The following is a 21814-nucleotide window of genomic DNA, read 5'->3' as shown; positions in this document are numbered from 1 at the left end:
GTCGCTCTTGGCGGCCCTGCGGCTCGTTTGCCCGCGGCGGACGGCGCCCGTCAGCGATCTATGCAAATGACCTGAAATCCCGTTATTCAACTGGAGATCAGCTGCTTTTTCCCCGTTTTCTCTATTCTGCCAAAATCGCGCCGTGTTGAGTCCGTTGACTGGCGTAATCTCAATGCCGATAAGAGAGGAAGCGCTTCGGATGCTTATTCGCTGGCGGACCACAGTTGTGCCCCTTGTGATGATCGGCGCCGCCTTGTCGGGCAGCGCCGCGGTGGCGACTGCCGACGCCGCCGACGACATGTACCTCGCACAGCTGCGCGCCGCGGGTTTCTCCTGGCCGCCCGACCATGACGAGGCCCTGACGGGTATGGGCCGGCTCATCTGCGACGACATCGGCTGGGGTTGGACGTATGACCAGATCGCGCAGAGTATCCACGACACACTGGACCCGCGGAAGGTGACGTTCGGGGAGGTGGGATCGATGGTCAGCCTTGCGCACTCGACCTACTGCCCGAGGCAACAGTGCTGGGCGGCGCACTGCTGAGGCGTCGCTGCTGCGCGACGGAGGCGGGCGCTTCGCTCGGCGCTCAAGCGCCACGGTTTGCCCCGCACGCTGCGGCAATGGCCCTGTCGGCGGTCCGCTGCCCGCTACGCTGAGAGCTGCCAGTGCAACCGCGCGACAGGAGGCAGTGATGGCTGAGCAACCCGCCGCGGAACCGTCGACGTCCTCGGCGCGCACCGCCAAGGTGGGGCGGCGCGTGGAGGAACTTCGTCGGCGTCGCGCCGAGCTGGCCGCCGGTCAGCGGCCGTCAAAGGAGTCCGTCGCGCTGGCGCGACAGCGGGCCGAGGAGGCGGAGAAGCGCGCTATCGATGCCCATCACGCCGCGGCGCAACGGCACGAGGAGCTGGCCCGCGTGCACGAGCAGGCGGCCAACAGCTACCAGCTGGCCGCGCTGCGGGGCAACGACGGCAGCCCCCAGGAACTGCAGCGCAAGGCCGACGAACACTGGCAGGCCGCGCACGACAACCACCTTCTTTTCGCCGAAGACGAGGCCCAGGCCGAGCACCCGGAGAAGTCCTCCTCGGGATAACCGTGCGCCCGCGTTGCGCCCGTAGTGAAACCCATCACCGTCGCCCTGAACCCGGGCAGCATTTCCGGCGTCCAACTGTTCTGCCGGATGGTTACCGAATTCGCCGGTGGCCCTGACCGTGAGTGAGGTCGACATGCCGCAGTTCAGCGCCGCGCCACGCGGAGCCGGATCCCCCTACCCGATCGCCGAGACGCTGTGGGTCCTCGCCGGAATCGTCGTCTTGCTGGCCTTCGGTGACGCGGTGCTCCTGGTGGTGCTCGCGTCGGCCATCGCCGCCTTGGCCGCGATCTGGTGGATTCACCGCGACGTCGAGCGCCGTGCGCGTCGCGGCGACGCCGCCCTGGCGCCGGTGACCGCCCTGCCGCGCCGTCGCGTCGGGCCGAGCGCCACAGCGCACGGTCGTTGGCGCGGTCCACGAGCCGCCTGACGCCGACAGACGTCGGAAAAGAAAGAACCGGGCCGGCCGCGCGAGTCGGGGGGAGGGATCGGGGCCGGCCCGATCTTCTATTCAGACGCCGACAGACCGCGATTTCTTCCCGGACCGCTGTGTGGCCCTGCTACGGGGTTTCGGTCGGCTCGGTGCTTCGTTTCCGACGGTTCATGGTCCAGAAGATCAGACCCACCGCGGCGGCGAAGATCCCGAAGCGCAGCAGCATGGGCCACCACGGCTGCGCGGCCGGGCCGGAGTCTTGATGCCCGGCCAGCGCCACCAGGAAGCTGCCGTTGTCGGTGGGCCCGAAGCCCGGCATGGGCTGGGTCTTGGTGACCTTGATCTGGGCGTTGCTGCTCGAGTCGTTGATCTGCCCCCACGCCAGGGTGGAGTCGTCCAGCAAGAACGTGTCCTGGTTGCCCGCGGGCTGGCCGGCGTCGTGGTTGATCACCTGCACCTGGCCGACCTCGACGGTGTCGTTGGCGGCGGGGATGTAGACCGAGACGTCCTCGTAGATTTGCGGGCGGGCCGGCGGGCTGTAGTCCGGTGGTGGGGGGTTGTCCCAGCCCCCCGGCGGTGGCGTCGCACCGTAGAAGCTGCCCGAGGCGAGGTAGCTGTCACCGACCGCGGTGAAGGGGAAGGGGCCCACGCTGGCGACGTCGAGGACGATCCGCCCGCCCGCCGGGACGAACGCCTCGTGATAGCCGCCGCCGTAGGAGTAGCGGAACGTCATGGCCTGGGTGAGCGGGTTGTACAGCGCCGGGCGGTGGAAGTCGTCGTAGTCGACGTAGTCCCAGTGCCGGGGCCGGACCAGGTCCTGATTGCCGACCTTGACCATGTCCACGTTGGCGCCGTGGTTGTTGACCACGTTCTGCACCTGGTGGTTGAAGTCGTCGACCTGCATCGGGGGTTGCGGGGGGTTGGCAGGGTTGATCCGCTTGGCCGGGGCGGACTTGGCTGCGGCGACCGCCTGGGACGGCGCGTCCATGCCCTTCGGGGGCGCGACCAGCGGGGTGACGCTGGGCGAGCCGGGGGCCTGCGGGTTGATCGTCGGGGTCGGCGGCGGGCTCGGCGGGCCGGGCGGCACCACCAGCGGGGTGTGCTCGACCGGCACGGGCGGCAGCGGCGGCAGCTCCGGCACCTGCACGGTGCTCGGCGGCGCCTGGACCGGGCGCGGCGCGGGCGCCTCGTAACACATGTTCTGCGTGTGAATGTGGTACTGCGCCACCATGTACAGGCAGCTCTGGCAGGCTCCCGGCGTCGACCCGGCGCCGGCGCACGGCGCCGCCTGAACTGCGTCGGGCGCGGTGATCGCCGCCGAGAACGGTGCGAAAGCCAAGGCGGCTGCCACCGCAACCCCGAGTGCTTTCATCTCATGACCTTTCGAGAACCGCGTCCGCAGGCTGACCGGGCGTGGCGCCAGGACTGCCGGCGCGTTTGCCGTTTACCCACTCCAGTGTCGCACCTTCGGGGGAGTGCGCCGGAAACCTGGACCGCAGCGGTTCACGTCTTTCGGGTGTCGATTTGCTGTCCGACCATGGGTGGCCTGGGAAAACTGTGGTGCGCGATACTGGGATTGAACCAGTGACCTCTTCCGTGTCAGGGAAGCGCTCTCCCGCTGAGCTAATCGCGCCGGGGGATCAAAAGCTGGAGGTGGAGACGGGAATCGAACCCGTGTGCACGGCTTTGCAGGCCGTTGCCTCACCACTCGGCCACTCCACCGTGGGATTGATGCCACTTACCTCTTGCACCTTCGAGCGGATGACGGGATTCGAACCCGCGACCCTCACCTTGGCAAGGTGATGCGCTACCAACTGCGCTACATCCGCGCGCAACGGGCGAGATCGTCGCCCGGTGCGAAGGACGACGATAGTCCACCCGAGCGGGCACTTACAAATCTCTGGGTGCGTTGCGGCTGCAAGGCTATCGCGCGCGCCGGTCCCGGTGTCGGGCAGGTATTGTCGGGGACTGGCTCGTGCTAGTCTTCGACGTCGTTCGCCTCTGGCGCGCCGGTCCCGTGGCTCAGTGGGAGAGCGTCCGCTTCACACGCGGAAGGTCGCTGGTTCGATCCCAGCCGGGACCACTTTTGATGTCGCAGGTAACGTACGGTATCTAGCCCGCGAAGCAGCGCCGGTGTTATCCCGGTGTTATTAGCCACTGCTGCCTGACAGTTCTCCGCTTGCTGAAAGCTCAAGTGAGAGGGGGACTTTGCAAGTGTCTCGTCGAATCCCCGCGGTCAAGCCACCCTCGCCAAAGATGGTTATGATCCGGCTGGAATTTGGGCGCAAGATGCGCATTTCGGTCCGGGCGGCGCGCCGTTGGACCAGTGGGGCGGCAATGGACCGCATATCGACGGGCCGGCCACCAAACCCCTCATGGAGGGCATCAACTCCGGCCAGCAAGACGACCTCGATGTGACGATTCCCGGCACAGGTATTGCGCTCGGCGGCGACGGCAAGGACGGCTTCCCGCACATCCATAGTCCGGGCGTGTACGACGGGAGAAACTCGCTGCCAGTCCCCGACGGATACCGACCGCTACCGACCGGTACCGCCCCCTGGTGAGCACTACGGGTTCTACGGTTTTTGATTGATTGTCGGACTAATTTTTTCACTTTGGTTCGACCTGAGTCGCAGAAGCCAGCAGTGTTTACGCGCAATCAAGAAGACGATCAGCATGCGCCGCCCCCCGCGATCCGACTGTCAATGGAATGCTCATCGGTGATACCGACAAGAATTACATCATTCGGATCTGGAAGCCCGACCGAGAGTAGATTCGAAATAGTGACTTTGCCTCAAAACTGCACGTTGCTGACTCGAGGACCGGGTCGGCCGAGTCACTGATTACCAGCTGATCGTGTTCAGTTGTTGGTGACTTGACCGTCCCTTGGCGGTAGTACTGTTCGGACGCTTTGATTGAGGGGGCGGTGATGCACGTTAGTGCGGGCTCGCCGCAGCAGGCGCGGTGCAGCTGAAATGGTTGAGCGTCGGCGATCTGATCGCCGCGGCCGGCGGTGATCCTTGGGAGGTCAATCGGAGCCTGCAGGCCGGGAGCCCTTCTCAAATTTCGAGTCTGGCGAACGCGTTCCACGGCGCCGGCCGGAAAACCGCGGAGGCCGACGCTACGTTCGACCAGGCGCGCAAACGCTTCGACGCGGCGTGGAATCACCAAAACGGTGATCACCCCATCAACGATGCCGCCGAAGTGCAACGGTTAACCAAATCCCTTGGAGCGCTATCAGAGCAATTGCCGAAGATCGGCGCCGACCTGGAAACCATCGCAGCGTCGTTGGCGACCGCTCAGCAGGAAGGCGCCAAGGAGATCGCCAGCCTAGAGAGCGAGTTGGAGAGGCTCGATCACTACATCGATCTTGCGATGCGGGATGCCCGGGACCACCCCGACGAGGCAACCCAGAACGAGGTGCGCACGATCATCAGGGCCCTTAAAACCGCCGCCGGGAACGAGACTCGAGGTGCGTTGCACCACTTGCAAGCAACGCGAGACGGCTACTCCGACACTCTGCAGAAAGCATTGACCACCCTGAAAGCCGACGGCTACGACCCGACGAACATCGCGGCAGTGGACGGGCCGAAGGAGACGGCGCCGCCGCTGCCCGACGACCCGAAACAATTCGCTCAGACGTGGGATGCGCTCACACCGGAACAGAAAGATGCAGAATTCCACCAGAATCCGTTCATCGGCAACCATCCGGGCATGCCGTGGGATCCCCCGGATCACCTAGGTAAAGACCACTACAACCGGTTGGAGCTCAACGATCTGGAGCAGCACACCCAGGCCGACGTCGACCGCATGCAGAACCGCGTCAACGACCTGCTGAACAAGCTGTACATGGGTGACCACAGCAAGGCCACCACCGACGAACTGAACGCCCTAAAGCCTCAACTGCTCGCAGCCAGACACAGCCTGCAGGGCTACCAGACGGTGCAGAAGACCCTCGACCGCACGGACGGACAAAAGCGCTACCTCGGCCTCATTGACGACAAAGGACACGCGGCGGTAGCCATCGGAAATCCCGACTACGCCACACGCAACGCCATCCTGGTCCCCGGCACCGGCCAAGACCTCACCACATTCGAAGGGGCCGACGGCAAATCATTGGCCATGTATGGTGCCGCGCTGCGCGCCGACCCCACCCTCAAGCCAGGCGACGTCGCAGTCACCACCTGGATGGGATATGACCGACCTATGAATGTCTTCGAAGCCGCTTCTCCCGGTCCCGCCCACGCCGGCGCCCAAGGCCTCGACGACTTCGAAAGCGGACTGCGCGCCTCCCACGTCGGCGCTCCGTCGACCGACACCGTAATCGGGCACAGCTACGGCTCCACCCAGGTCGGCGCGGCGGCCGGCGGCGGCCATCACCTCGACGTAAACAACGTCATCGCAGTTGGCAGCCCAGGGATGCTCGTTCACAACGCCGGCGATATGAGCCTCGACCCCGGCGCGCACGTCTACGCCATCAGGGCACGCAACGACATCATCGGCCTGGTCACCGACAAGACCCTTGGGCACGACCCGACAGCCAGTGACTTCGGCGCCACCCGACTGTGGGCGGCGCCCGGCTCGAGCAGCGACGACCTCGGTCTAACTCCCAGCATCGCCGCCCACAGCAGCTACTGGGACTACGACAACCCAGCACTACGCAACATGGGCGCCGTGATTGCCGGCGTGACACCACCCCAAGTCATCCCCAACGACGGGGGAGGGTGAGGCCTATGCAAAACCGTTGCCGCCGAACCTCAACGCGGATCCTCAGCGCCCTTTTACTCGCCGTGCTCGTCGGCGCATGCAGCCACAACGACCCACTCGGACCGCCCACACCAACAGGTGCCACCGTCCTTGGAGGACCACCCATGCAATCCACACCCCCGCCGCCACCAGGATGGAAATTGCAACCCGACATCCCCAAAACCCAACAGCAAGCCCAAGACATAGTCATCGGCTACCTCAGACGGACGCTCCAAAGCCTTCCACCTGGCACCACCCTCGACACCTCCCGCTTCAGCGGCGGCACTAACACCGTCCCCTGCAAAGACGAAGTGAGCGGCACACCACCTCTGGAATTCTCGACGACCGGCGACCTCAAGCCCCCTCCCGGCATTGACCTCACCAGCATCGTGTCAATGATCGGCGAAACCTGGAAAAGCTGGGGCTGGCATGTCTATGAGCGCGAGGGCTTCTACAAACCGAACCGCTTCGGATACGCCCCCGATGGCTACAGCCTGAGCATCGAAGCGACATCTCGGCCCGGATATCCCCCCACCCTCGGGGGAGTCTCACCCTGCTTTCCCGCCAACCTGCCAAACGACCGCAGCCCGTTTCCGACCGTCCTCACACCCTGACGGCCTAAACCAGACCGTCAGCTCGTGAACAGTGTTCGATGAACTCCTGCGACGGAGTGGAACCGGATGGCCTTACGTCGCGTCCGACTTAAGTGAGGAGCGTCCCTTGCTCTCCAGGGGGCGGCCCGATCGCCGTGTTAACGCGGAAGCCAGCCGGGTTGGACACCGCAGCTCTCACAGCTGACCTCAAGAATCCATCGAGTCGGCTCGTCCTTGCCGCTGGACCACACCGCCGTCGCCGAACTCGCCGGCGCCGGCTTTTTGGCAGTCAGGTACTGAAGTGCGCACGGCCGAAGCTCAGCCCGCCCCCGGCTCGTCCCCCGGGATCGGCAGGTCGGGGCACGCCGGAATGTAGTCGATGTCCGGCGCCACCCACACCCGCCACTGCTCCCGGCTCATATTGGAAGTCAGCTTGCCGCAGAGGGTTTCGTGATCACCCGTCCCGGACGGCTCGGAGTCGGCGGCGTCCCACAGCCGCGCCGTCTTGTCCTGGCTGGCGCTGGCCACGCGCCGCCCGTCGGGGCTGAACGTCACGCCGTGCACGGAGTCGGTGTGCCCGACCAGGCATTGGCTCTCGGCCCCGTCCCAGATGCGCACGGTGCCGTCGTAGCTGGAGCTGGCCAGCCGCGCGCCGACAGGGTCGAACGCCACGTCGCACACCACGCCGGTGTGCCCGACGAGCGGCGCGGCCAGCGGGGCGCCGCTGTCCGGATCCCACAGGCGCACCGTCTGATCGCGGCTGCCGCTGGCCAGGCGTCGGCCGTCCCGGCTGAACTCCACCGCCCACACCGTGTCTGAGTGCCCGGTCAGCGGTTCGCCCGCGGGCCGGCCGGTGGCCCCGTCCCACAACCGGACGGTCGTGTCGCCGCTGGCGCTGGCCAACCGCCCGTCGGGACTGAACGCGACCGCGTAGACGACGCCGGTGTGCCCGGTCAGGGGCGCGCCGATCGGCTCGCCGGTGGCCGCGTCCCACAACCGCACCGTCCGGTCGTCCCCGGCGCTGGCGAGGCGCCGCCCGTCCGGGCTGAACGCGACCCCGTAGACGACGCCGGTGTGCCCGCTCAGGGGCGCGCCGATCGGCTCGCCGGTGGCCGCGTCCCACAGCCGGACGGTCTGGTCGCCGGCACCGCTGGCCAACTGACGGCCGTCGGGGCTGAACGCCACGCAGTGCACCCGCACGGTGTGACCGGCGAAGGGTCGGCCGACCGGCTGGCCGGTGACCGCATCCCAGAGCCGGATCGTCTTGTCCTCACCGGCGGCGGCCAGCCGCCGCCCGTCGGGGCTGAACGCCACGCCAAGCAGGGGTTGGCCCGCGTCCATGATCTTGAGTGTGCGGGCGCGCAGCGCCAGCGCGTCCGCGATCGCCGCGTCGTCGGGCACCGACGCGATGGCGCGGGCGGCGAGCAGTTGCTGGAAGGCGCCGGCGTCCCCGCCCGGAATGGTGTGCGCCATCATCGCTTTCGCTTCGACCACAAGTCGGCGCGCGACAGCGTCGTAGTGGCGGCGCCGCTCGGCGTCGAGTCTGTCGTCTTCTCGCTTGCGGGAAGCGGTCAGGTAGTCGGCGGCCACCGCGAGTCGCTCGGCGAATCCAGGTTGCGTCGCAACCGTTTCCGCGGAGGTCAGCCGCGACCCTTCCAGCAGCCAGGACTCGTCGCGGCCATGCCGGGCCCAGGCGGCGGCCGAGCGCTCCACTTCGGCGGCGGTGACCAGACTTTGGCGTTCCTCGCGGAGCCATTGCGCTAGCTGATCCCATTGGCGCAGCAGGCTTTCCAGGGCGACCTCCAGCACCACCTCCGTGCCGCGGCGGTCGCGGACGAGCAGCCGCTTCTCCACGAAAGCGTCGATGAGCGGGCGGCTTTCGTCGGGCAGCTCCGAATGCAGCGCGACCCGGCGCAGCGCGGCGTCGTTATCGGGGTTGATGGAGGCCAGCCAGGGAATGAACGCCGAACGCAGCAGTGCCAGCGCGCTCTCGCGGTCCTGCGGTGCGGCCGACAGGATCTCCTCGATCTGGTTGTTCACCACGTTGGGCATGCCGCCCATGGACTCGTAGTCGGCGCAGGTGATCTCCTCGGCGGTGCCGTAATCGGTGTAGAGCTCGCGCAGGGTGAGCGCCAGCAGCGGCAGGGTGTCGGCGCCCCGGCCCGCGTCGGCGATCAGGCGGTCGACGAGGTCGTCGGCGATCGCCAGCCGGTCGCCGGCCTCGGAGGCGCGGGCGGCCGGGCCCTTGATGACGGCCGGAAACTGGTGGTGCGGCATGGTATTCAGCTCGTTGAACAGCTCGGTGCCGATCCCGTCGAGGGCGGGATGGTTCTGCATCGCCTCGTAACGGTCGGTGCGGATGGTGGCCGCGACGATCAGCCGGACGTCGCCGGCGTTGACGCGCGCGATGACGGCCGCCACCAGCTCGAGGAAGCGATGCGCCTCCTGCGCGGCCTGCGCGGAAACGGCGTCGGCCGAGAACAATTCCTCCGCCTGGTCCAGGGGCAGCACCAGCGTTGGCGCCTGCCCCTTGGCGGTGCCGGAGCCGGTGTCGGCGAGCCGCGCGGCGGCGGCGTCGCGCACCTCCAGGAGCAGCTCGCACACGCGGTCGGCGTCCCCGTCTCGGCAGATCCTCTTGATCTCACCGAACGGCGGCGCGCCGGGCAGCCGCAGCCCGCGGCGCGCGGCGTGGATCGCCGCGGCCAGCCCGCGATCCCCGGTGACGGCGCCGCGTCCCGGGCGCACCGTCCCGAGCACCAGGAAGTTGCGGTCGTTGCGCTGCAGCCGCGGAATCAGCCCCGCCCGCAGAAACGAGGATTTGCCGCTGCCCGAGGGGCCCAAGATGACGAATAGCGACTTCACACCCGAGTACCGCATCTTGCGCAGCTCGTCGGTGCCCCGCATGATCGCGGTGTCGCGCCCGAAGAAGACGCCGGCGTCGATGTCCTCGAACGGTTCCCAGCCGCGGTAGGGCTCGCGATCCGGGTCGCTGCGCGGCGGCCACACGAAGTTCTCCGGCCCAATACCGGTGCCCTCGATCGCCTTCTTCAGCTGGTCGAGCGCTGCCGCGTTGAACGACACCTGCGCCCCGGCCGCGGTGATCTCGGTCGTGGGCCCGGGCGCGAACAGGTCGCAGCGCTGCCACTCGGCGGTGATGTCGGAATCGCCGGTGTCTTCGAGCCGGGCGACGAGGATCTGCTTGCCCAGGTTCTCCGCGGTGCGGTATTCGGTCTTGCACTCCGGCGAGCTACCCCACGAATGGGACACCAGGCAGATCACCGCCTCGCAGCGTTGATTCGCTTGGCGCAGCGCGTCTTTCCACCGGTGACCCGGGGCCAGGCCGGTGTCCTCGGCGATGTCGAGGAAGATCTCGTCGACCAATTCCGGGCGTTGGTCGATCAGCCACTGCCGCAACGCGGCCGCCTGCGCGTTGTCCTTGCTGGAGTGGCTCAGGAAGATCCGGGGCATGTCTCGGCAATCCCTCGTCGGGCCGGCGTGGGCCACGCGCTGCGGCTGATGTCGAGCTCATTGTGCCCGACGGACCGCGTCGGGGCTGCGCGTTACGGCGATGCCGTCGACGAGCCGGTCGGCGCCCGGTCAGACACCCAGCCGGCCGGAGAGGCGGTTGAGCCGCTCGAGGCTGGCCCCGTCCAGGCCGCTCATCCGCACGGTCTTGCCGCGGGCACGGTACTTGTTTCGGATGGCGTCGAGGGTGGCGACCGCCGAAGCGTCCCAGACGTCGGTGCCGGACATGTCGATCAGGACGTCGTCGGGGTCGTTGGCGTAGTCGAATTGATGGACGAGGTCGTTGCTGGAGGCGAAGAACAGTTCGCCCCGGACGCGGTAGACGCGGGTGCCGCGAGCGTGCGACGGGTGGTCGGCTTCGACGATGGTCAGGTGCGCGACCCGGCGCGCGAAGGCGACCATGGCGGTGAGCACGCCCAAGGTCACCCCGACGGCCAGGTTGCCCGTGAGCACGGTGGCCACCACGGTGACGACCATGACGACCGTTTCGCTGCGCGGCAACACTTTCAGTGTGCGTGGCGCCACGCTGTGCCAGTCGAAGGTGGCGGCGGAGACCACGATCATCACGGCGGCCAGCGCGGCCATCGGTATCCGACCGACCAGGTCGCCGAGAGACATGATGAGAAGCAACAGGAATGCGCCGGTGCACGCAGTCGACAGCCGCGTGCGTCCGCCGGCGATCTTGACGTTCATCATGGTCTGGCCGACCACGGCGCAGCCGCCCATGCCGCCGAAGATTCCGGTGACGATGTTGGCCACGCCCTGGCCGCACGCTTCCCGGGTCTTGTTCGACGGCGTTTCGGTGAGGTCGTCGACGAGCTTGGCGGTCATCAACGACTCCAGCAGCCCGACCAACGCCGCGCCGACGGCGTACGGAGCGATAAGCCGCAGCGCGGCCCACGTCAGCGGGACATGCGGAATCGCCGGTGTCGGCAGCGAATGCGGCAGTTGGCCTTGGGATGCCACGTCGGGCACGTGCCAGCCGAACGCCACGACCGCCGCCGTCAGGACCAGCACCGCCACCAAGGGCGGCGGGACCGCTGTGGTCAGTTTCGGCAGCAGCACCATGATCGCGATCCCGACTGCGGCGAGCGGGTACACCAGCCACGGGACACCCACCAAGTGCCGCAGCTGGGAGAGGAACACCAGAATGGCCAGGGCGTTGACGAACCCGATCATCACGCTGCGCGGAATGAACCGCATAAGTCTCGCGACGCCGGCCAAGCCGAGCAGCACCTGGAAGACGCCGGCCATGATGATCGTCGCCACCAGATAATCGATGCCGTGTTCGCGACCGACCGGCGCGACGACGAGGGCCACGGCGGCGGTCGCCGCCGAGATCATCGCCGGTCGGCCCCCCGCAACAGCCGTGGTGAGCGCCATGGTCACCGAAGAGAACAGGCCGACTCGGGGATCGACACCGGCGATGACCGAGAAGGCGATGGCCTCAGGGATCAGCGCGAGCGCCACGACAAGTCCCGCAAGTACTTCCGTGCGCAACCGGGGCAGGCTGCGCAGCGCGCCGAGGGCCGAGTCGCTCCTGGTGAGTGCGCTCCGACGTGCGACAGCAGTGTGGGGCCTCATCGTGCTTTGCTCCGTTCTGACGGTGCTCCGATGCCGGACGCCGTGAAGGGTAGGGCAATCATCAACAGCGGAAGCGCTTTTCAAGTGCAAGAAGAAGTCGGCGGATCTCTTTCATGCGCGCCTGCAACTGCCGGAGTTGCTCAGAGGTGCACGGCTGCGGACGCAGGTGCGGCCCGAGGCCCGCGGCGGCGCCGAGTTCGGCGTGCTCCGCGCGCAACAGGTCGGCGAACAGCCGGGCTTGCGCCACGTCCGCGTGGTGGGTGGGGGACGCTGTCCGCGTGGTCCCGACCAGCCGCGGCCGATCGTCGGGCGAAGCGCCCAGTTGTTCGCGTCCGGAGGCGAGGTACGGCCAATGGCGTACGCCCGGGATGGCGGTGAGCTCTCCGGTTACCCGCAGTTCGGTCTCAGTCATCACTTGCTGACCTTCCGGTGAAGTGGACGGCGGTCGGAGCATCTGCGCACCGGCCACCGTCGGTGAGCGCGGTCCTATGCGGTCGCGGCCGAATCGTGCCCGAGGAACGCGAGGATGTCGCGGCGGCGGCGCTGATAGGCCTCGGTGAACGGGGCTTGCGGAGCGCGAGGTTCGGCGATGGTGATGACGTCGGCGACGGTCGCGGGCCGGTGGCTCAACAACACGATCCGGTCGGCGAGCAGCAGCGCCTCGTCGACGTCGTGGGTGACGAACAGGATGGTCATCTTCTGTTGCTCCCACACGGTCATCAGCAGCCGCTGCATCTCCAGTCGGGTCTGGGCATCCAGCGCGCCGAAGGGTTCGTCCATCAGCATCACCTTCGGCTCGCACGCGAGGGTGCGCGCCAACTGGACCCGCTGACGCATGCCGCCGGACAGGTGGCTGGGCAGATGACCGCCGTAGGACGCCAGCCCCACCTGCGCGAGCCGGTCTTGCGCGGCGGCCTTCAAATCCTTGCCGCGGACGCCCCGCAGCCGCATCGGGTACATGACGTTCTTCAGTGCCGTGCGCCACGGGAACAGCGCATCCTCCTGAAACACCATGGCGCACTGGGCCGCATTGCCCGCCACCGGTGCGCCGTCGACCGTGGCGTGCCCACTCAGCGGGGTGAGCAGCCCGGCCAGCGCTCGCAGGATCGTCGACTTGCCGCACCCCGACGGGCCCAGGAAGACGACCACCTCGCCAGGATCGATGTCCAGGGTGATGTCGGCGGCGACGACTCCGTTGAACCCCAACTTCAACCCGTCGAGGTGAACGGCGCCGGCGCTCATCGGCTCGCCCTCGGCAACCAATGGTTGACGCGGCGGCCGACCCGCTCCACCGCCCACGCCGTCATCAGCCCCAGCGCGCCGATCGAGATCATGCCGACGACCACTGCAGGGTAATCGAGCAGGCCGTAGGACTGCCAGGTGTAGTAGCCGATGCCGAACTGCCCGGAAATCATCTCCGCACTGACCACACAGATCCAGGCCACGCCCATGGCGACGGAAAGGCCCGTGAAGATGCCGGGCAGCGCGCCGGGGAGGATCACGTGCAGCAGGAGCGAAACGCGGCTTGCGCCCATCGTTTTGGCGGCTTCTTCCCACACTTTGGGCAGCGACTCCGTCGCGTGGATGGTGCTGACGACCACCGGAAAGAACGCGGCGAAGAAGGTGATGAACACGATGCCTTGTTCGCTGGAGGGGAACAGCAGGATGGTCAGCGGCACCAGGGCGATCGCGGGGATGGGCCGCACGATTTCGATGAAGGGCCGCAACGTCATTCGTGCCGTCGCGGAGCGCCCGACCAGGATGCCCAGGGCGATACCGACCGCGGCGGCGAGCCCGAACCCGAGCAGGATCCGCTGCAGGCTGGCCAGCAGGTCGTCGTAGTAGCCGCCGGAGCTGATCCGCGCACCGAGGCTCTCGACGACGCGCATGGGCGCGGGCATCCGATTGAACCGCAGCCAGGCGACGACGTTATGAGCGGTGAGCAGCTGCCACAGCGCGACGAAGGCGACGATCGGGATCAGCGGCAACACCAGGGCCGCGGTGCGGCGCTGGATTGCCGTCGGAACGCGGGAGGCGATGCGTCGGTGCGGCCTGAGCGTCGGCGCCTTGACCGCCGGCGCGGGCGGCGCGACGGCCGCTTCCAGGCGGCTCAATGTGCTTGTCACGAGGACTCCTTACTTTCTGACTTCAGTTGGCGGCTACTGCGGCGACCGCGACTGTGCGACGGCTGCGGGGAAGGCGAGTGGTGCGGCTGCCGGATGACTCGCCCGGTAGGCGTCGGCGCCGGCGGCCGTCGCGAAGGGTTTGTAGCGCTGAGTGGGCGCTGCGCCCGGGTCATCAAGCCACACAGCATGGTTGGCGAACAGCCGGGTGCCGGTCAGGGTGTCCGGGACGTACGCGGCCCGCACCGCGGCGGTGGCGGCCGCGCGGCGCAGCAGGCAGGTTGGTGTCGCGGCCACTGTGGTGGTGTCGGCCCCCCGGGCCCATAACTCCGAGGCCTGCGCCGGGTCGCCGACGGGCAAGCCGCACAGGTCGTCGTATCCGCTCAACACGCTCGGGTTGGTCACGTCGGCGCGCAAGCGGTCGTAGTCGCCGCCGAACACCCCTCGCAGGTAGCCGTCGTCAACGAACGACGCGACGTCGAAGTCCTTGCTCACCGATCCCCGGGCGACCAGGAATCTCTTGATCGCGTCGGCGGCCTTCACGAACTGGTCTTTCAGCGTCATATCGAACGACACCAGGCCGTTGGGGCCGTTGTAGAGGTAGACGACTTCGGGTTCGATGCCGGTCAACTGACTCACCCGCAGGGCGGCCGCCAGCGGATGCGTGACGATGTAGCGGGTGGTCGTCCGCATCGCCCGCAGGAACGCGGCCGTCACGTCGCGGTTGGCGTCGGCGAACTGTTTACGGACGACGACGCCGTGAAACGTCGGCACGTTGTTGTCGCCGCCGTCATAGAGCAGCCGGCCCTGGTTGCGGAAGATCACCAATTGCGGCCACGGCACAAACTGCGCCAGCGCGTCGACCTGCCCGCCGTCGACGGCCGACGCCCCGATCGACGGATCTTGGTTGACGGTGTGCACGGAACGGGAGTCGATACCGTTGCGCTGCAACGCGGTTGAGATCATGCCGTCACCGGCCGAGCCGAGGCTGGTCGACACCCGTTTGCCGGTCAGGTCCGCCAGGGTGCGGGCCGCGGATCCGTTGGGAACCACGACCTGGTTCAGCGAACCGCGCAGACTGTAGCCGGTGGTCGCGATCCAGCTGGTTCGGGCGTCGTCGTACCGCTTGGTCTTGGATCCGTTGGTCAGCAACGGGTAGTCGCCCATTGACCCGATATCGACGTGGGTCGCGATCATCTGCGCTGTCAGCGGTGCACCGGAGGAGAAGTCCTGCCACACCACGCGGTACTTGCGGCCCGTCGACGCCCCGAGCTGGCGCAGCTCGCTTTCGAACTCGCCGCGGTCACGCAGCAACGTTCCGGCGTTCACCGTGTTGATGGTCTTGGACTGGTACCCCACGTTGATCACGGTGGCGTTCTCGGTCAGCAGGCCGCATCCGCTGAGCGCCTGCAGTGCGGGCAGCAGGACTGACGCGGCGACGGCCGCCGCTCGAACGCGCCGCCGGCGCGGCCCCGCAGCGGCCCGCGCGCGATGCCCCGGCCGGGCGGATGTCGTCATATCGTACACGCTGTCCAGCGTCGGATCTTTCTATTACCGCTTGATCACTGGACGTTGCACCACCGTTACGCCATCTCAGCCCCTACAGCGCGGGTGGTCACGCTGCTGTGGCACCGGGCCCCGGTTCAAGTTCGCCGGGGCGACGCGGCTCTAGGCGAGAGCCGGCTCAGCGCGCAAATGAAGACTGAGTTACGCCACCTCAGATTTCCTGGAACACCGGCGTCACCCGCGAAAGACTGGGTGATTGTGAAAACCTCAAGCGCTGCAGCGAAACTGGGCACCGCGGACCGCTCGACGGGGTCAGCAGTCCCCGATGTCGAACCAGACTACCGATTCACCCTGGCAAACGAGCGGACGTTCCTGGCTTGGCAGCGGACCGCGCTGGGGTTGCTTGCCGCGGCGGTCGGTGTCGTGCAGTTCCTGCCGGAATTCGCCATTCCCGGAGTGCGGCACGCGCTCGGCGGTGCGGTGGGCGCGACGGCGATGCTGACTTCGGTTGCGGGACTGCGGCGTTGGCGGCAGGTCGACCGGGCGATCCGCCTCGATCAACCGCTGCCGCGACCAGCGACACCGGTGTACCTGGCGGTTGCGCTGGTGGCCGTCGGCCTGGCCACGGTAGCCCTGGCGCTCACGGGGACCGGAGCCGGCCGGTGACGTCCACGCAGGCCGCGCCGGCCGACCGCGGGCTGCAACCGGAGCGCACCGCCTTGGCCTGGACGCGAACCTCGCTGTCCGTCGCCGGGTCCGGGGTGTTGGTGCTGCTCAAGGACCGCAACTTCGCCGTTGCGAGCGGCCTTGGGGAGCGCGGGGTGACCGCGGCGGCCGCTGCTGTTCTCGCGCTGGCCGTCTACGCCGTGGGGGCGCGGCGTCGCCGCGCTTTGACGGCCCGCCCGCTGCCACAGCGGGTACACGCACGACGCGCGGTGGTACTGGTCGGCCTCTCGGTCGTCTCGTTGACGCTGATCATCCTCGCCTATCTGATGTTCGCCGCATGATGCGAACGTTGTTCAAATATCAAGGAAGCGAACGTCTTTGGCGTTGCGGGTGATGAAGCTGCGGCGGGCGTCGACGTCTTCACCCATGAGGATGGAGAACAGTTCGTCGGCGGCGGCGGCGTCGTCGAGGGTGACCTGGCGCAGCACCCGCACCGAGGGGTCCATCGTGGTTTCCCACAGCTCCTTGGCGTCCATCTCTCCGAGACCCTTGTAGCGCTGGATGCCGTCCTCTTTGTTGATCTTCTTGCCCGATTTCAGGCCGGCGTCGAGCAGGCCGTCGCGCTCGCGGTCGGAATAGGCGAACTCGGGTTCGCTGCGCTGCCATTTGAGCTTGTACAGCGGCGGCTGGGCCAAGAACACGTGGCCGTGTTCGATCAGCGGGCGCATGAACCGGAACAGCAGGGTCAGCAGCAGCGTGGAGATGTGTTGGCCGTCCACGTCGGCGTCGGCCATCAGCACGATCTTGTGGTAGCGCAGCTTGCTGATGTCGAATTCGTCGTGGATGCCGGTGCCCAACGCGGTGATGATCGCTTGGACTTCGGTGTTTTTCAGGACGCGGTCGATGCGGGCCTTTTCGACGTTGATGATCTTGCCGCGTAGCGGCAGGATCGCCTGAAACATCGAGTCGCGGCCGCTTTTGGCCGAGCCGCCGGCCGAATCGCCCTCCACCACATACAGTTCGGACTTGCGGGGATCGGTCGAGCGGCAATCGGCCAGCTTGCCGGGCAGCCCACCGAGGTCGGTCGCGCTCTTGCGCCGCACCAACTCCCGCGCCTTACGCGCCGCGACGCGGGCTCGGGCCGAGGACGCGGTCTTGGCGACGATCACCCTCGCTTCGGCCGGATTGGCTTCGAACCAGTGGGTAAGCCGCTCATGGCACATCTTCTGGACGAACGAACGCACGTTTGCGTTGCCCAGTCGCGTTTTGGTCTGGCCCTCGAACTGCGGCTCCGCGAGTTTGACCGAGATCACCGCCGCCAGGCCCTCCCGGATATCGTCCCCGGTGAGATTGGCCTCGCTGTCTTTCACCAGTTTCTTGTCCCTGGCGTATTTGTTCACCACCGAGGTCAGCGCGCTGCGGAAGCCCTCTTCATGGGTGCCGCCCTCGCGGGTGTTGATGGTGTTGGCGAAGGTGTGCACCGACGCCGAGTACCCCTGGTTCCACTGCATCGCGATCTCGGCCTGCTGTCCCGGCTCGCCGCCCGAAAATTCGATGATGCTGGGCTGGATCGGGGATTTGGCGCGGTTGATGTGGGCGATGTAGTCGGCCAGGCCGCCGGGGTAGTGGAAACGCCGCTGTGCGCCGTCGGCGGCATGCGACCGTCGATCCGTCAGCGTCAGCAACAGCCCCTTGTTCAAGAAGGCCATTTCTTGCAGTCTGCGTGCCACGGTCTCCGCGCTGTACCGCGTGGTCTCGAAGATGTCCGGGTCGGCCCAGAACCGCACCGTCGTGCCGGTCCGCGTCGTGCTCGCACCGCGGGTCAACGTGCCCGGGATGGACCGGTCATAGCGCTGCGACCACTGGAAACCGTCGCGGCAGATGTCCACCTCGAGCCTGGTGGACAAGGCGTTGACAACGGAGACCCCCACCCCGTGGAGGCCGCCGGAGACGCTGTAGGAGTCCGCGTCGAACTTGCCCCCGGCGTGTAGCTGGGTCATCACGACGTCCACGGTGGGGATTCCGGTCGCGTGCATCGCGACCGGAATCCCGCGCCCGTCGTCGGTCACCTCGACCCCACCGTCGGCCAGCAGCGTCACGTCCACGCGGCGGGCGTGGCCGGCCATCGCTTCGTCGACTCCGTTGTCGACGACCTCCCAAATCAGATGGTGCAGGCCGCGTTCCCCGGTGGACCCGATGTACATCCCAGGCCGCTTGCGGACGACGTCAAGGCCTTCCAGGATGGTGATCGATTGCGCGCCATAAGCGTTGGGAGTAACACCATCGGCCATCGGTCAATGCTCCTAGGCGGTGCGGGCCGGAACGAAGTCCAGGGGCGCCCCGGCCGGGATCAGCTCCTCGGTCTTCACGCTCTCGTCGAACGCCTGGATGAACCGGTAGGCGTGTTGCATCACCCACCACCGCACCCAGGTCTGGTTGACCGCCTCGCGTTCCTTCGGGTCCTCCAACAGGTTGGTGATGCGGGCGAAGCCGAGCGGGATCTCCGGGTCATGGAAGTGCTGCTGCCGCTTGAAGTTGATCTTGAACTGTGACCACTTCACCGCGTGTAGCTCCTCGTTCAGCCACACCATGCAGCCCTCGCGGTTGGATTCGTCGGCGCCGGTGAAGAAGTCGCGTTGGTCGATGCCGTCGATGATGCGGTCGTCGGGGACGTCGCAGCCGGCCCAGCGCAGCAGCGTCGGGAACATGTCGGTGACATGCACCATCTCGTTGCTCTCGCGAGGTTTGACCTTGCCCGGCCAGCGGATCAGGCACGGGGTGCGGATTCCGCCCTCGGCGGAACTGAAGTAGGAACCGTCGAAGAAGCCCGCGGTGCCGCGACCGGCCAGGTGGTCCTCGGCACCGTTGTCGCCGGCGAACACCACGATCGTGTTCTCCTCGACGCCCAGCTCGGCCAGATAGTCGAGGATGCTGCCGAAGTCGTGGTCGAGCATCAGCAGCGAATCGCCCCAAGCGCCGTTGGTGCTCTTGCCCTTGAACTCCTCGCGCACCTCCATCGGGAAGTGCATCAACGAGTGGTTGTGGTACAGGTAGAACGGTTTGCCCGCCTCGACACTGCGTTTCATGAACGCCTTGGCGCGACGGTCGTATTCGCCGTCCATCTCACCCTTGAGCTTGACCGTGAGCTGCTGGTCGGTGGCGGTGACCCCGTCAGCCTTGGTGCCCTCGTACATGTACGAGTAGCCGTCGCGCTCACCGTCGTACCACGGGTCGTCGGGCCACAGGCACTCGTCGTAGGTGCGGGCCGGGCCGTACCACTCGTCGAAGCCGTGGTCGGTGGGCCACCGGCCGTCCTCGGCGCCGATGTGCCATTTTCCGAAACACGCGGTGGCGTAGCCGTTCTCAGAGAGGATGTCGCCCATGGTGCGTTCCCAGGCGACGATCCCACCACCGTTTCCACCCAACGCGATGGTGTGGTTGCCCGATCGGATGGGATAACGCCCGGTCATCAGGGCTGACCGGGTTGGGGTGCACTGTGGCTCGACGACGAAGTGCGACAGCTTCAGCGACTCGGCGGCGAAGGCGTCGGCGCGGGCGGTGTCGGCGCCGCGCAGGATCCCTCCGCCGTAGCAGCCGAGCTCTCCCATGCCGAGGTTGTCGACGTGGAAGTACACGATGTTGGGTTGTTCGGGCATGACTGTGCCACCTCTCAATTGGTGTGGGGGTGAATCGTTGTGGCGGTGCGGATCAGCCGACTACGGCGGCGGCGAAGCGTCCTCACGCGTGGCGGTGGTGACCAGCGAGCATCGGTCACCGCGATAGCGCACCGTCTCGAGGTCGAACGGTGTGCCGTCTCGTAGATGGGTCAGGCGGTGCAACAACAGCAGCGGCGCACCGGTGCGGATCTGCAGCAGTGTGGCGGTGTTGGGGTCCGCCAACACGGATTCGACGGTGATCTCGGCCCAGCCCAGGCGCTCGCCCAGTGCCTGCTCGATGAGCGCGAACACGTCCTGCTTGTCCAGGTCGGCGTCCATCGGAATGGCCCCGATGCGCAGCGAGGTGGTGTCCAGCGACAGCGGCAGCCCTCCGACCGAACGAAGCCGCTCGATGAACAGGATGGGGGAGTTCTCGGGCAGCTGCAGCTTGGCCGCCACGAACGGGGTGGCGGTGGATTCCCGTACCGACAACACCTTGTTGCCCACCGGAAGCTGATGCCCAGCAAGGGATTCGGCGAGACCTTCCAGCCGGTCGAGGTGCTGGCGCAACTTCGCGCCGGTGACGAACGTGCCGGAGCCTTGCACGCGAGTGATCAGGCCTTCGCCCCGCAGCAGTTCGAGCGCTTCCCGAATGGCGTTGCGGCTCACTCCCAGTTCAGCGGCCAGGGCGGATTCCGACGGCAGCGCCGGGCGGGCGGCGGCCAAGCCGCCGTAGGCGCCTTCGAGGATCTGACTGCGCAACACGTCGCGGACCCACCGCGCCGCGTCTGCCCGGGTACCGGCGTACTCCCGTGTGACAGGACGGGGAAAGTCCTTGGGAGGGATGTGCGGGCGCCGGGGCATGGGCCCACTGTGCCACCAATGACGGGGGTGGCGGTTAGCGGAATGTTACGCCACCTGGCCGGGGGTTACGCGGTAGGCCAGGCCATATACCGCGGCGTTAGCGGTGGTGTTTCGCCACCCGCATGTCAGGGTGCGACGCAGCGGAACCCGATGTGGGTGGTCGCGCTGTCCTGCGACTGCGACGACCGCGCGGCCGGACGGTACCGGTGGCAGTACTCCGGTGCACACAGGTGCGAGCCGCCCTTGAGCGTCTGCAACACGGCGGGATCACCGGTCGCCGGCGTGGGGCAACAGCTGGCCGCCAGGTGGTGGCCGGCGCTGTAGCGAGTCGTGGTCCACTCCCACACGTTGCCGATCATGTCGACCAGGCCAAACCCGTTGGGCGCGAACGTTCCTACCGGCGAGGTACCCGTCCATCCGCGAGCGCCGTCATTGCGGTAGGGGAACTTCCCCTGCCAGGTGTTGGCCATGAGCTCGCCGCCGGGCGCGACGTCGTCGCCCCACGCATAGGTCGACGAGGTGCCGGCGCGCGCCGCGTACTCCCACTGCGCTTCGCCGGGCAGCCGCCGTCCCGCCCAGCTCGCGTAGGCGGCGGCGTCCGGATAGGCCACCTGGACCACCGGGTGGTCGAGCCGATCCTCGATCGAGGACCCCGGCCCGAACGGCTGCCGCCAGCAGGCGCCCGGCACCCAAGCCCACCACTGCCGCCAGGCACGCAGATCCACCGGTCCCGCGGTCGGGGTGAACACGAGCGCACCGGGTTTGAGGTCCTCGGCCGGCACGCCGGGGAAGTCCTGTGGATCCAGGGCGTTCTCCGCGACAGTGACGTAGCCGGTCTGGTCGACGAATTCGGCGAACTGCGCATTCGTCACCGGATGACGCTCGATCGAAAACGGGCGCACGGTCACTTCGTGCACGGGTGATTCCTCGGGGTAGAAAGCGTTGGACCCCATGAGGAAGGCGCCGCCGGGAAGGTCGATCAACTCGGTGAGCATGCCGCCAGGCTATGCGGTCCGGCGCTCGGCCGGCG

Annotated in this window: 19 protein-coding genes and 4 tRNA genes; 9 read left to right on the top strand and 14 right to left on the bottom strand. The window is 67.4% G+C overall.

Annotation, left to right across the window (positions count from 1 at the left end; all coding sequences use genetic code 11):
* Positions 1–238: 238 nt before the first annotated feature.
* The 3 genes from A5714_RS00625 (at position 239) to A5714_RS00615 (ending at position 1518) form a co-directional block, all read left to right on the top strand.
* Positions 239–544, top strand: coding sequence for a DUF732 domain-containing protein (locus tag A5714_RS00625; protein WP_068074473.1), 306 nt, complete (start codon positions 239–241; stop codon positions 542–544).
* A gap of 148 nt (positions 545–692) precedes the next feature.
* Positions 693–1091: a hypothetical protein gene (locus A5714_RS00620; RefSeq protein ID WP_068281775.1), complete on the top strand. Its 399-nt coding sequence runs from the start codon at positions 693–695 to the stop codon at positions 1089–1091.
* 106 nt (positions 1092–1197) lie between these two features.
* Complete coding sequence (locus A5714_RS00615; RefSeq protein ID WP_068281774.1) at positions 1198–1518, top strand: hypothetical protein; 321 nt, start codon at positions 1198–1200, stop codon at positions 1516–1518.
* Between the two features lie 130 nt (positions 1519–1648).
* Here the strand turns inward: A5714_RS00615 and A5714_RS00610 are convergent, their stop codons facing one another.
* From A5714_RS00610 to A5714_RS00595, 4 genes are all read right to left on the bottom strand, one after another.
* Positions 1649–2893, bottom strand: a complete 1245-nt coding sequence (locus A5714_RS00610; RefSeq protein WP_156747105.1) for a hypothetical protein — start codon at positions 2891–2893, stop codon at positions 1649–1651.
* A gap of 186 nt (positions 2894–3079) precedes the next feature.
* A tRNA-Val gene (locus A5714_RS00605) sits at positions 3080–3154 on the bottom strand.
* Between the two features lie 15 nt (positions 3155–3169).
* Positions 3170–3243: transfer RNA gene (locus tag A5714_RS00600), tRNA-Cys, on the bottom strand.
* A 34-nt stretch (positions 3244–3277) separates the two neighbouring features.
* Positions 3278–3350 (bottom strand) — tRNA-Gly (locus A5714_RS00595).
* Positions 3351–3532: 182 nt separating this feature from the next.
* Here A5714_RS00595 and A5714_RS00590 point away from each other — a divergent pair.
* The 4 genes from A5714_RS00590 (at position 3533) to A5714_RS24905 (ending at position 6881) form a co-directional block, all read left to right on the top strand.
* Positions 3533–3604: transfer RNA gene (locus A5714_RS00590), tRNA-Val, on the top strand.
* A gap of 292 nt (positions 3605–3896) precedes the next feature.
* Positions 3897–4085 (top strand): hypothetical protein, encoded by a 189-nt coding sequence (locus A5714_RS25780; protein ID WP_156747104.1) that lies wholly within the window; start codon positions 3897–3899, stop codon positions 4083–4085.
* A 400-nt stretch (positions 4086–4485) separates the two neighbouring features.
* Complete coding sequence (locus tag A5714_RS00585) at positions 4486–6249, top strand: alpha/beta hydrolase (RefSeq protein ID WP_068281768.1); 1764 nt, start codon at positions 4486–4488, stop codon at positions 6247–6249.
* A gap of 179 nt (positions 6250–6428) precedes the next feature.
* Entirely contained in the window at positions 6429–6881 is a 453-nt protein-coding gene (locus A5714_RS24905) for a hypothetical protein (RefSeq protein WP_231975699.1), read from the top strand.
* Between the two features lie 297 nt (positions 6882–7178).
* On the opposite strand, the gene A5714_RS00580 is transcribed toward A5714_RS24905, so the two are convergent.
* The 6 genes from A5714_RS00580 to A5714_RS00555 form a co-directional block, all read right to left on the bottom strand.
* Complete coding sequence (locus A5714_RS00580) at positions 7179–10328, bottom strand: TIR domain-containing protein (protein ID WP_068281766.1); 3150 nt, start codon at positions 10326–10328, stop codon at positions 7179–7181.
* Between the two features lie 129 nt (positions 10329–10457).
* On the bottom strand, positions 10458–11969 hold the full coding sequence (locus tag A5714_RS00575) for a SulP family inorganic anion transporter (protein WP_068281763.1): 1512 nt from the start codon (positions 11967–11969) through the stop codon (positions 10458–10460).
* A 61-nt stretch (positions 11970–12030) separates the two neighbouring features.
* Positions 12031–12381 carry a hypothetical protein gene (locus tag A5714_RS00570; RefSeq protein WP_156671275.1) on the bottom strand — a complete coding sequence of 117 codons (351 nt, stop codon included), beginning with the start codon at positions 12379–12381 and terminating at the stop codon, positions 12031–12033.
* A gap of 74 nt (positions 12382–12455) precedes the next feature.
* Entirely contained in the window at positions 12456–13211 is a 756-nt protein-coding gene (locus A5714_RS00565) for an ABC transporter ATP-binding protein (RefSeq protein ID WP_068281761.1), read from the bottom strand.
* Positions 13208–14095 carry an ABC transporter permease gene (locus A5714_RS00560; protein WP_068281759.1) on the bottom strand — a complete coding sequence of 296 codons (888 nt, stop codon included), beginning with the start codon at positions 14093–14095 and terminating at the stop codon, positions 13208–13210. The genes A5714_RS00565 and A5714_RS00560 overlap by 4 nt, the downstream gene beginning before the upstream one ends.
* A 33-nt stretch (positions 14096–14128) precedes the next feature.
* Complete coding sequence (locus A5714_RS00555) at positions 14129–15610, bottom strand: ABC transporter substrate-binding protein (RefSeq protein ID WP_068281757.1); 1482 nt, start codon at positions 15608–15610, stop codon at positions 14129–14131.
* A gap of 273 nt (positions 15611–15883) precedes the next feature.
* On the opposite strand from A5714_RS00555, the gene A5714_RS00550 reads away from it, so the two are divergent.
* Together A5714_RS00550 and A5714_RS00545 are read left to right on the top strand one after the other, a co-directional pair.
* Positions 15884–16264, top strand: a complete 381-nt coding sequence (locus A5714_RS00550) for a YidH family protein (RefSeq protein WP_068074468.1) — start codon at positions 15884–15886, stop codon at positions 16262–16264.
* Positions 16261–16605 carry a DUF202 domain-containing protein gene (locus A5714_RS00545; protein WP_068281755.1) on the top strand — a complete coding sequence of 115 codons (345 nt, stop codon included), beginning with the start codon at positions 16261–16263 and terminating at the stop codon, positions 16603–16605. The genes A5714_RS00550 and A5714_RS00545 overlap by 4 nt, the downstream gene beginning before the upstream one ends.
* A gap of 12 nt (positions 16606–16617) precedes the next feature.
* On the opposite strand, the gene gyrB is transcribed toward A5714_RS00545, so the two are convergent.
* From gyrB to A5714_RS00525, 4 genes are all read right to left on the bottom strand, one after another.
* The gene (gene gyrB / locus A5714_RS00540; protein ID WP_068281753.1) at positions 16618–18555 is read right to left on the bottom strand and encodes a DNA topoisomerase (ATP-hydrolyzing) subunit B; all 1938 of its coding nucleotides are present in this window, start codon (positions 18553–18555) and stop codon (positions 16618–16620) included.
* 12 nt (positions 18556–18567) lie between these two features.
* Positions 18568–19920, bottom strand: coding sequence for an arylsulfatase (locus A5714_RS00535; RefSeq protein ID WP_068069710.1), 1353 nt, complete (start codon positions 19918–19920; stop codon positions 18568–18570).
* A gap of 60 nt (positions 19921–19980) precedes the next feature.
* Positions 19981–20685, bottom strand: a complete 705-nt coding sequence (locus A5714_RS00530) for a GntR family transcriptional regulator (RefSeq protein ID WP_082959491.1) — start codon at positions 20683–20685, stop codon at positions 19981–19983.
* A gap of 224 nt (positions 20686–20909) precedes the next feature.
* The gene (locus A5714_RS00525) at positions 20910–21779 is read right to left on the bottom strand and encodes a formylglycine-generating enzyme family protein (RefSeq protein WP_068281751.1); all 870 of its coding nucleotides are present in this window, start codon (positions 21777–21779) and stop codon (positions 20910–20912) included.
* Between the last annotated feature and the right edge of the window lie 35 nt (positions 21780–21814).

Origin of the sequence: Mycobacterium sp. E2462 (assembly GCF_001672685.1) — a bacterium.
GTDB lineage: Bacteria > Actinomycetota > Actinomycetes > Mycobacteriales > Mycobacteriaceae > Mycobacterium.
This window is presented reverse-complemented; position numbering and strand designations above follow the sequence as displayed.

Bases quoted from the DNA above. Each gene is read 5' to 3' on its own strand.
- A5714_RS00625 (WP_068074473.1), top strand. From the start codon at position 239: ATGATCGGCGCCGCCTTGTCGGGCAGCGCCGCGGTGGCGACTGCCGAC.
- A5714_RS00620 (WP_068281775.1), top strand. From the start codon at position 693: ATGGCTGAGCAACCCGCCGCGGAACCGTCGACGTCCTCGGCGCGCACC.
- A5714_RS00610 (WP_156747105.1), bottom strand. From the start codon at position 2,893: ATGAAAGCACTCGGGGTTGCGGTGGCAGCCGCCTTGGCTTTCGCACCG.
- A5714_RS25780 (WP_156747104.1), top strand. From the start codon at position 3,897: ATGGAGGGCATCAACTCCGGCCAGCAAGACGACCTCGATGTGACGATT.
- A5714_RS00580 (WP_068281766.1), bottom strand. From the start codon at position 10,328: ATGCCCCGGATCTTCCTGAGCCACTCCAGCAAGGACAACGCGCAGGCG.
- A5714_RS00575 (WP_068281763.1), bottom strand. From the start codon at position 11,969: ATGAGGCCCCACACTGCTGTCGCACGTCGGAGCGCACTCACCAGGAGC.
- A5714_RS00570 (WP_156671275.1), bottom strand. From the start codon at position 12,381: ATGACTGAGACCGAACTGCGGGTAACCGGAGAGCTCACCGCCATCCCG.
- A5714_RS00565 (WP_068281761.1), bottom strand. From the start codon at position 13,211: ATGAGCGCCGGCGCCGTTCACCTCGACGGGTTGAAGTTGGGGTTCAAC.
- A5714_RS00555 (WP_068281757.1), bottom strand. From the start codon at position 15,610: ATGACGACATCCGCCCGGCCGGGGCATCGCGCGCGGGCCGCTGCGGGG.
- gyrB (WP_068281753.1), bottom strand. From the start codon at position 18,555: ATGGCCGATGGTGTTACTCCCAACGCTTATGGCGCGCAATCGATCACC.
- A5714_RS00535 (WP_068069710.1), bottom strand. From the start codon at position 19,920: ATGCCCGAACAACCCAACATCGTGTACTTCCACGTCGACAACCTCGGC.
- A5714_RS00525 (WP_068281751.1), bottom strand. From the start codon at position 21,779: ATGCTCACCGAGTTGATCGACCTTCCCGGCGGCGCCTTCCTCATGGGG.